The 248-nt window shown below is 42.7% G+C and carries 1 protein-coding gene; it reads right to left on the reverse strand.

The window, feature by feature from the left end:
• On the reverse strand, window positions 1-248 hold a 248-nt coding region (locus tag SB751_RS33800), incomplete at both ends, for an SLBB domain-containing protein (protein WP_410749473.1).

The following is a 248-nucleotide window of genomic DNA, read 5'->3' on the forward strand; positions in this document are numbered from 1 at the left end:
GTTTTATCAACTATCACTCTAATTTTAGTTACATCCGCATAACGGGTAACCCCTTCTGCACGCATTAGTGCATCTAGAAGAGTCATATTTTCTTTAAACGAAAAACTACCAGGGTTATGCACTTCGCCAAGCATAGTAATGGCACTGTTATCGCTTGCATCCCCTGTCGCACTGAGCGTTTGTGCATCAAAATCAATTTGTACGTTACCAAGGAGTGGGGAGACAGGCACAAACACGGTATCTTCACT

The sequence above is a fragment of the Cupriavidus sp. SIMBA_020 genome (genome assembly GCF_046535395.1).
In the GTDB taxonomy this organism is placed as follows: Bacteria; Pseudomonadota; Gammaproteobacteria; order Burkholderiales; family Burkholderiaceae; genus Cupriavidus; species Cupriavidus campinensis.